Annotated in this window: 7 protein-coding genes and 1 tRNA gene; all 8 read right to left on the bottom strand. The window is 66.3% G+C overall.

Annotation, left to right across the window (positions count from 1 at the left end; all coding sequences use genetic code 11):
* Positions 1 to 172 precede the first annotated feature (172 nt).
* The gene (locus tag AC1AYP_RS10550) at positions 173 to 2,911 is read right to left on the bottom strand and encodes a polyribonucleotide nucleotidyltransferase (protein WP_476502857.1); all 2,739 of its coding nucleotides are present in this window, start codon (positions 2,909 to 2,911) and stop codon (positions 173 to 175) included.
* A 313-nt stretch (positions 2,912 to 3,224) separates the two neighbouring features.
* Entirely contained in the window at positions 3,225 to 3,494 is a 270-nt protein-coding gene (gene rpsO, locus AC1AYP_RS10545; RefSeq protein WP_034527929.1) for a 30S ribosomal protein S15, read from the bottom strand.
* A gap of 159 nt (positions 3,495 to 3,653) precedes the next feature.
* Positions 3,654 to 4,337 (bottom strand): hypothetical protein, encoded by a 684-nt coding sequence (locus AC1AYP_RS10540; RefSeq protein ID WP_476547843.1) that lies wholly within the window; start codon positions 4,335 to 4,337, stop codon positions 3,654 to 3,656.
* Positions 4,338 to 4,631: 294 nt separating this feature from the next.
* Positions 4,632 to 4,705, bottom strand: a tRNA-Gly gene (locus AC1AYP_RS10535).
* A 101-nt stretch (positions 4,706 to 4,806) separates the two neighbouring features.
* The gene (locus AC1AYP_RS10530; protein ID WP_476547842.1) at positions 4,807 to 5,661 is read right to left on the bottom strand and encodes a biotin--[acetyl-CoA-carboxylase] ligase; all 855 of its coding nucleotides are present in this window, start codon (positions 5,659 to 5,661) and stop codon (positions 4,807 to 4,809) included.
* A gap of 274 nt (positions 5,662 to 5,935) precedes the next feature.
* Positions 5,936 to 7,774 carry an alpha-amylase family protein gene (locus tag AC1AYP_RS10525; RefSeq protein ID WP_476547839.1) on the bottom strand — a complete coding sequence of 613 codons (1,839 nt, stop codon included), beginning with the start codon at positions 7,772 to 7,774 and terminating at the stop codon, positions 5,936 to 5,938.
* A 277-nt stretch (positions 7,775 to 8,051) separates the two neighbouring features.
* A complete protein-coding gene (locus AC1AYP_RS10520; RefSeq protein ID WP_476547837.1) occupies positions 8,052 to 8,480 on the bottom strand; it encodes a holo-ACP synthase in 429 nt (142 codons plus the stop codon).
* Positions 8,481 to 8,703: 223 nt separating this feature from the next.
* The coding region (locus AC1AYP_RS10515) for an IS3 family transposase (RefSeq protein WP_476547207.1) at positions 8,704 to 8,807 on the bottom strand (104 nt) is incomplete at its 5' end.

Below are 8,807 nucleotides of genomic sequence, written 5' to 3'. Positions count from 1 at the left end.
GAACACCAAACGACGCCAGAAACGACTCGGGGGACACACCCCGGAGGAATTCCGGAACATGTCCCCCACAGCCTGATCAGGTACCCTTAATAAACCACGTCCAGCAATCGGGGCGCAGTTCAGTCAGAGGGGGCCGAGAGAGAACCATCGACCACAGTCCGATCAGTCCGAATCAGTCCTCGAACGGATCGAAGTCGCGACGGACGCGGCGGCGCGGGCGCTCGGTGCGCTCGATGCGGTCCGCGTGGTACTCGTCATAGTTCTCGTCGGTCGCGTAGCGCGGATTGCGGTCATAGCCGCCACGGCCGCGGCCGCCGCGACGGTCGTCACGGTCGGAGCGACGGTCGTCGTCACGGTCGGAACGACGACGACGCGGACGATCGTCATCACGGTCGGCGCGGGAGACGCGACGGTCGTCGCGGTCATCGTAGTCGCGGTCGGAACGGCGACGGCGCGGACGATCATCGTAATCACGATCGCGATCGTCGTAGTCACGCTCGGCGCGACGGCGACGCGGACGATCATCGTAATCACGATCATCGCGACGGTCGTCACGGTCGTCGGAACGGCGACGACGCGGACGATCATCGAAATCGTCGTCGCGGTCGCGACGGTCGTCACGGTCACGACGCGGGCCGCGGGAGCCGCGACGGTCGTCGCGCTCGCCGCGGGCCGGACGGTCGCCGCCGCGACGCGCGTTGTTCTCCTGATCCTCGAAGCCGGGGATCGCGAGGGAGATCTTGCCGCGGTCGTCGACGCCCTGGACGACGACCTCGACGGTGTCGCCCTCCTTGAGCACGTCCTCAACCTGGTCGATGCGCTCGCCGTTGGTGAGGTTGCGGATCTGGGAGATGTGCAGCAGGCCGTCGGTGCCCGGCGTGAGGTTCACGAACGCGCCGAACGACGTGGTCTTGACGACCTTGCCGTTGTAGGTCTCGCCGGCTTCCGGCACATGCGGGTTGGCGATGGAGTCGATGATCTGCTTCGCCTTCTCGGCGGCCTCGCCGCCTTCGGAGGAGATGAAGACGGTGCCGTCGTCCTCGATCGCGATCTCGGCGCCGGTGTCCTCCTGAATCTGGTTGATCATCTTGCCCTTCGGGCCGATGACTTCGCCGATCTTCTCGACCGGGACGGAGGTGGTGATGATGCGCGGGGCGAACTCGCTCATCTCGGCCGGGCCGTCGATGCACTCGTTGATGACCTCGAGAATCGTGGTGCGGGCGTCCTTCGCCTGCTGCAGCGCGGCGGCGAGGATGTCGGCCGGGATGCCGTCCAGCTTGGTGTCGAGCTGCAGGGCGGTGATGAACTCGGAGGTGCCGGCCACCTTGAAGTCCATGTCGCCGAACGCGTCCTCGGCGCCCAGGATGTCGGTCAGGGTCTTGTAGATGTGCTGGCCGTCGACGTCGCCGGAGACCAGGCCCATCGCGATGCCCGCGACCGGGGCCTTCAGCGGCACGCCCGCCGCCAGCAGCGACAGGGTGGAGGCGCACACGGAGCCCATGGAGGTGGAGCCGTTGGAGCCGATGGCCTCGGAGACCTGACGGATCGCGTACGGGAACTCCTCGCGGCTCGGCAGCACCGGCACGAGGGCCTTCTCGGCGAGGGCGCCATGGCCGATCTCGCGGCGCTTCGGGGAGCCGACGCGGCCGGTCTCGCCGGTGGAGTACGGCGGCATCTCGTAGTTGTGCATGTAGCGCTTCGACTGCGGGCCGGACAGGGAGTCGAGCTGCTGCTCCATCTTGAGCATGTTCAGCGTGGTGACGCCCAGGATCTGGGTCTCGCCGCGCTGGAAGAGGGCGGAGCCGTGGACGCGCGGCACGATGTCCACCTCGGCGGACAGGGTGCGGATGTCCTTGAGGCCGCGGCCGTCGATGCGGTAGTCCTCGGTGAGGATGCGGCGGCGCACGATCTGGCGCTGCAGCTCCTTGAACGCGTTGCCGAGTTCCTTGTCCTTCTCGGCGTCGTCCATGTCGGTGAACTCGTTGGCGAGGATTTCGCGCACGTGCTCCTTGATCTCGTGGATGCGCTCCTGACGCGGCAGCTTCTCCGCGATGGTCAGCGCCTCGTCGAGGTCCTGGTGGGCGATCTCGTCGATGCGGTTGTAGAGGTCCTCGGTGTACTCCGGGAACAGCGGGAACTCGCGGGTCTCCTTCGCCGCGGCGGCCTTGAGCTCGTTCTGGGCCTCGCAGATGACCTTGATGAACGGCTTGGCGGCTTCGAGGCCTTCGGCCACGACGGTCTCATCCGGCTTGGTCTGGCCCTCGTCGTAGATGAGGTGCCAGGCGTTCTTGCCGGCGCCCGCCTCGATCATGGCGATCGCGACGTCGCCGTTGTCGATCACGCGGCCGGCGACCACGATCTCGAACACGGCGCGCTCACGCTCGGACCAGGTCGGGAAGGCGACCCACTGGCCGTCGATGAGGGCCAGGCGCACGCCGGAGACCGGGCCGGAGAACGGCAGGCCGGAGATCATGGTGGAGGCGGAGGCCGCGTTGAGGGCGACCACGTCGTACGCGTCGTCCGGGTTGACGGACAGGATCGTCTCGACGACCTGCACCTCGTTGCGCAGCGTGTGCGGGAACAGCGGGCGCAGCGGGCGGTCGATGATGCGGCAGGCCAGGATCGCGTCGTTGGACGGGCGGCCTTCGCGGCGGAAGAAGGAGCCGGGGATCTTGCCGGCGGCGTACATCTTCTCCTCGACGTCGACGGTCAGCGGGAAGAAGTCGTAGTTCTCCTTCGGGCTGTTGCCGGCGGTGGTGGTGCTCAGCACCATGGTGTCGTCGTCCAGGTAGGCGGCGACGGCGCCGTCAGCCTGCTGGGCGAGACGGCCGGTCTCGAAGCGCAGCGTGCGCTTACCGAACGACCCATTGTCGATGATGGCCTCTGCGGCCTTGATTTCGGGACCCTCCATCAGGGTTCCTCCTTTGTCTTGTCTTTTCCTACAACCATGCGGCCCATCTTCAGCCGGGCCAGGCTCTTACATTCGCTTTCGTTCCGGCGGCGCGGCCCCATCCGATCGGACCTCCGATCGGACCTCCCGCCGTCGCCATGCGCGACCCCCGGCCGCGCCCTCGTGTCAACTCACGATTCGTAAACCGGATTCTCTCGTCGGCCGCACCTTGCGGCCCGTCCTCTCGAATCCGTCCCCTCTTCGGTTGTGTTGCCGTTTGGCAGGCGTATGTAAAACGCCCGAACGCCGTAAGGCGCCCGGGCGGAAGTCTGTACTATCGACGCAGACCAAGCTTCTCGATCAGCGCACGGTAACGGTTGATGTCGTTGCGCTTGAGGTAGTCGAGCAGGGAGCGACGGTCACCGATCATCATCTGCATGCCGCGACGGGAGTGGTGGTCGTGCTGGTGCTTCTTCAGGTGCTCGGTCAGGTCGGAGATGCGCTTGGAGAGCAGCGCGACCTGGACCTCCGGGGAGCCGGTGTCGCCCTCGTGCGTCGCGAACTCGTTGATGATCTGGGACTTCTCTTCAGCCGTAAGTGCCACGGCATCCTCCTTATGGTCGTTGCGCGGTGCCCCATGCTCGGTGCGTGGAGCGCTCTCTATCCGCGGGCGATTTACGCCAAATGGAAACTATAGGACACGGCGCGGACGTGCGTGTCACGCGCACGGCGAACACGCCCCACCGCCCGCCCGCGCCACGAATCACGCGGCGACGGTGGAGAGCAGCCCGCCGAACATGACGACGAGCAGCGCCGCCACCTCGATCACGAAGAACAGGATGAACGACGCCCAGCTGCGCGTGAGCACGTTGAGCGGCGACTCCTTCCTGATGACGACGAGCAACCCCACCCAAATCACGGCGAACACGGCCACGCCGAATCCGGCGGCGATGATGCCGAGGTTGGCCGCGTTCGCGACGGTCGCCGATTCGCCGTACACGACGTACGTCGAATACCAGAAGTCGAGTCTGAGCAACGCCACGCCGGCGACGAACTGCTCGGCGGCGAGACCGATCACGAACAGGATGCGCCAGATCCACCGCCCGGAGTCGACGATCGCGACGCCCAGCATGGCGATGGCCGTCAGGGTGACCGTCCACGAGAGGAACGCCATGCCCTGCGGCGTGAACTCGTCAAGGTGCGCGGTCAGCCACGCGGTGTCGTTGACGGCGAGCGCGCGCCCGTACCAGTACGGCGCGATGATCGCGACGAGCACGGCCACGGCGTACACGGCCCAGCGCACGGGGTGGGAGCGTCCGCGTTCGATGTCCGCGAGCGACAGGTCGGTCTCGGGAATCGTCGCCTCCGGATGCTTCGACACCTCGACCGTCTCGACCCTGCCGTCCACGATCTCGGTGGCCTCGTTGCGTTCGCTCTCGTCCGCCATATACCGCCTCGCTTGCCGTCGTTCCTTCACATCCGTCGCGCCCGACCACGGCGCGCGCCGTTTTTCTTCCGTCCACGATACTGCAAGCCGCCGGAGAAGAACGCGTCACGGACATCCATCTGGCTTACGAGGGGTGCCTCCAGACCAGTTTCCCGAGTATGAACCCCGATATAAAGCCACACGTACCCGGGATATCCGGAATCAGGTACCCCTCGCAACAAAGATACGCATTCGGAACAGTTCGAATGCACCCCTCACAACGCAGAAAGCCGGCGGAATCCCGCCGGCTCTTAGTGGAGCGGATGACGGGAATCGAACCCGCGTAATCAGTTTGGAAGACTGAGGCTCTACCATTGAGCTACATCCGCGCATCGTCTCATCGAATCACTCCGATAAAACAACTCGTGCCATTATACACAAGGCCGCGCGACGCACAACCCGCGCGGCACCGTCGTGTCGTCGTCACAGGTCACGCGGGCAGCACGCCGACGTCGGCGGTGCGCACGACGTGCGTCACGCCGGCGTCGTCGCGGATCGTGAGCGACGCGTCGTCGTTCAGCGCGACGGCCTCGCCTTCCAGCGAATTTCCGTCGGTGAAGTGCGCGACGGCGCGGCGTCCGAGCGTGACGCACACGCCGGCCGTCTCGCGCCGCAACGCCGCCGCCGCGTCGCGTGGCCCGGCGGCGAACGCGGCGAGACGGCAGCGCAATGCGACGACGGTCCCGGCGGCGATCCGGTCGCGCATCTCCTCCCCCGACGGCAATGGCGCGTAGTGCCGTTGCAGCGACGTGGCCTGCGGCGTGGGCAGCCGGTCGGCGGGTACGGCGAGGTTCAGTCCGACGCCGAAGACGATGGCGACGTCGTCGGATTCCGGGACTCCGGGACGTTCCGGCAACGGCACGAGTTCGGCGAGGATGCCGCCGAGCTTCAGGCCGCCGATGAAGATGTCGTTCGGCCATTTGAGTCCGAGACGGTCGGCGGCCGCGTCGCGCAGCGGCTTCGCGCCGACCTCCGCGAGCGCTGCCCGCAATCCGTCGAGCGTGGCGAGGCCGGCGGTCATCTGCAGCCAGCCGTTGACCGTCCCGTCGACGGCGAGCGCGCGCGGCACGGTCACGACGTACGATACGGTGGACGACTCTCCCGGCGCGCTTTCCCACGTGTGGTCGAGGCGGCCGCGTCCAGCGGTCTGCCGGTCGGCCGCGACGACGGTGACTGTCTTCCCGGCGAATTTCCCCGATGCAATCAGTTCGCGCGCGAGCGTGTTCGTCGATCCGGTCTCGTCGACGGCGACGACGCGGTCGGCGACCTGTTCCGTGCGCGGCATGCGCGCATCGTTCCCGATGGTTCCCATATGGGCGACTGTAGCGCGCTGCGACGGACGATGATCCGGCCCTTCCACCGTCGCGGGATCGCCGAACCCGCCGCCCGGATCGCCGCCGGAATATGGATGGCCCCGGCCGCGCGGGAAGGGGATCCACGCGGCCGGGGCCACAGGTGGGACGGCATCGCGTCCGAGAGGAACAGGACACGATGCCGATGATGGTACGTCGTGGAGCGGCGCGTGCGGCGTCACCCCGCGACGACGATTCGGGGAGCGCTCACTCGTGGACGACGATGATCTTCGCCTCGTAGGGCTTGAGGTCGACGCGCTCGGGGAGCGTGACGTCGGCGGTGCTGTCGAGCACGGCGTAGGTGTCGGCGTCGGTGAAGTTGAACAGGCCGACGATCGTGCGCTCGCCCTCCTTGCGCAGGACGGCGAGGATCGCGTCGTCGTGGGTGTCCCACGTGGTCACCCACGCATCCGGGCCGAAGCACGGGTCGTCGCGCATCTCGCGCAGGGACTCCATGCCCTCCCACAGGCGGTTCTGGAGCGTGCCGGCCGTGTGACGTTCGGCGGCCTTCTTCCAGTCGAACTTGCTGCGGTGCAGGTTGCGGCTGTCGGCCACGCGGTCCGGGTCCTCCTTGTAGTCCCAACCGTTGAGCTGGCCGATCTCGTCGCCGCAGTTGAGCATCGGGAAGCCGCGCAGGAACGCCATCGCGCGGTGGAGCAGCAGGTCGCGGTCGATGGACTTCTCGTAGGCGGGCTTGTCGTGGGTGATGAGCGCCTTCTCGACGCCGCACAGGGAGGCGGCGGTGCCGCAGCTGCGGGCGTCCTTGCTGGCCTCGTCGTAGTTGTACAGCTCGCCCATGGCCCAGCTGCCGGGCACGGTGCCCTCGTAGAAGTGGTACAGGAACTCCTTGTGCTTGAGCGGGTCGATGGCGAGGCGCACCTCCTCGTCCTCGTCGAGGCCCCAGCCGATGTCGTCGTGGCAGCGCAGGTAATTGACGAACCAGCAGTTGTCCGGCAGGGCGTTGAGCTTGTCAGCCTGGCGCTTGAGCAGACGCACGTCGCCGCTGGCGAGCGCGGCCCACAGGTTCACCATGATGGACACGTTGTACAGCATGTGGCATTCGGGGCGCTCGGGGGTGCCGAAGTAGGCGGCGAGCTCCTTGGGGGCCATGACGACCTCGCCCTTGAGGACGACGGCCGGGCAGACGATCTCGAGCATCATGCGCATCATGCGCACGATGGTGTGGACCTGCGGCAGGTTGCGGCAGTTGGTGCCGAACTGCTTCCAGATGTACGGCACCGCATCGAGGCGGAACACCTCGACGCCGAGGTTGGCGAGGTGCATGACGGAGGTCATCATCGCGGTGAAGACCTTCGGGTTGCGGTAGTTGAGGTCCCACTGGAACGGGTAGAACTGGGTCATGACCCACTTGCCCATCTTCTCGTTCCAGGAGAAGTTGCCGGGCGCGGTGTTCGGGAAGACCTGCGGGACGACGGCGTCGTACTGGTCGGGGATGGTGCGGTCGTCGTAGCAGAAGTAGTAGTCCTGGTATTCGGGGTCGCCGGCCTCGGCGGCCTTCGCCCAACGGTGGGAGGAGGCGGTGTGGTTCATCACGAAGTCGAGGCACAGGCTGATGCCGGCCTTGCGCAGCTTCTTGGTGAGGGCGGCGAGGTCCTCGTTGGAGCCGAGCAGCGGGTCGACGGTGTCGAAGTCCTCGATGGCGTAACCGCCGTCGTTGTCCGGGTGGGGCATCTTCAGCAGCGGCATGAGGTGCAGGTAGGTGAGCTTCTGCTCCTTGAGGTAGTCGATCTTGCCGGCGAGCTTCTTCAGGTCGCCTGCGAACAGGTCGGTGTACATGGTCATGCCGAACATGTCGCCGCGCTTGTACCACTCGGGGTCCTTCTCGCGCTCGATGTCGAGGGCCTTGAGGTCGGCGGGGCGCTCGGCGTAGGCCTCGGCCATGGCGCGCTCGAAGACGGCGAGCTCCGGCGAGTCGCCGTACAGCATGCGGAACAGGGATTCGAATTCGTCGTGATGGCGGGCGAGTCGCGCGGCGAACACGTCGTCGGTCGCGGGGGCGGACTTGGTTGCGGTGGTTTCGGCCATCTGTGACTCCTTTTAGCTGCGATGCCTAACTTCGTCGTTGGTTGTATGCGATGACGGTGTCCAGTGTATCGTCGCGCGCGCGTGTTATCAAACCGGTTCGATAACCGGCGTGTCAAACCGTTTCGAGACGCACCACCGCAACGGTAACAGCGTTTGCACCCCACGCCCGTCCGCCATCGCCCATCACTCCCATGGTGCGGCAACACACAATCTCCATATCGTTGGAAAATGGCCGTTTTACGGCACCGCACCATGGGGATTTCACCGCACCATGGGGTTATGAGTCGAGGAGCGCGACGGCGGAGGCGACGCCGGCATCGTGGGTGAGGGAGACATGCCAGCGGAAGGCGGGAGGCTGGGGCACGGACTCGCGCAACGCGCGTGCGACGTCGGCGCGCAGCGCGACGTGCGGGCGGCCGTGCGCGTCGTCGAGGATCTCGACGCCGGACCAGGGGAAATCGTCGATCGTGTACGGCAACGCCCCCTCCCCCACGGCCTCGCACCATGCTTTAAGGACGGCCTCCTTGCCGGCCCATTTGGCGGCGAGATGCACGGCCTCGCCGTCGTGCTTGAGCGCCGCGCGGGCCGCGGCCTGGCGCGTCTCGCGCACCGAGAACAGCGCACGCATGCGCGAGCCAGGCAGCGCGAGCTGCTCGGCGAACGCCGCCACGTCGACCACGTCATGGCCGAGTCCCAGCACCGGCATGATGACCTCCCATCGATGTGCATGCGAATCGATACGCATACGAATATGCATGAATATGTACAAATATGAAAAAGCCTCCCTCTGACGAGGGAGGCGATATCACGAACGACAATCAGGAGAGACCGCGGGAACTCCGCTGTCTCTCCCCCAGTCGGCTTCGCCGACAGCCCCCTCGTCTGAACTGCGCCCCGATTGCTGGACGTGGTTTATTAAGGGTACCTGATCAGGCTGTGGGGGACATGTTCCGGAATTCCTCCGGGGTGTGTCCCCCGAGTCGTTTCTGGCGTCGTTTGGTGTTCCAGTGGACGATGTACGCGTCCAGCCCGG

The sequence above is a fragment of the Bifidobacterium sp. LH_424 genome, from assembly GCF_056356895.1.
The sequence above is the reverse complement of the archived record's forward strand: the minus strand, read 5'-3'. Positions and strand labels throughout refer to the sequence as shown.

Coding starts and splice junctions, on each gene's coding strand:
- AC1AYP_RS10550 (WP_476502857.1), bottom strand. CDS start 2,911: ATGGAGGGTCCCGAAATCAAGGCCGCAGAGGCCATCATCGACAATGGG.
- AC1AYP_RS10540 (WP_476547843.1), bottom strand. CDS start 4,337: ATGGCGGACGAGAGCGAACGCAACGAGGCCACCGAGATCGTGGACGGC.
- AC1AYP_RS10530 (WP_476547842.1), bottom strand. CDS start 5,661: ATGCCGCGCACGGAACAGGTCGCCGACCGCGTCGTCGCCGTCGACGAG.
- AC1AYP_RS10525 (WP_476547839.1), bottom strand. CDS start 7,774: ATGGCCGAAACCACCGCAACCAAGTCCGCCCCCGCGACCGACGACGTG.
- AC1AYP_RS10520 (WP_476547837.1), bottom strand. CDS start 8,480: ATGCCGGTGCTGGGACTCGGCCATGACGTGGTCGACGTGGCGGCGTTC.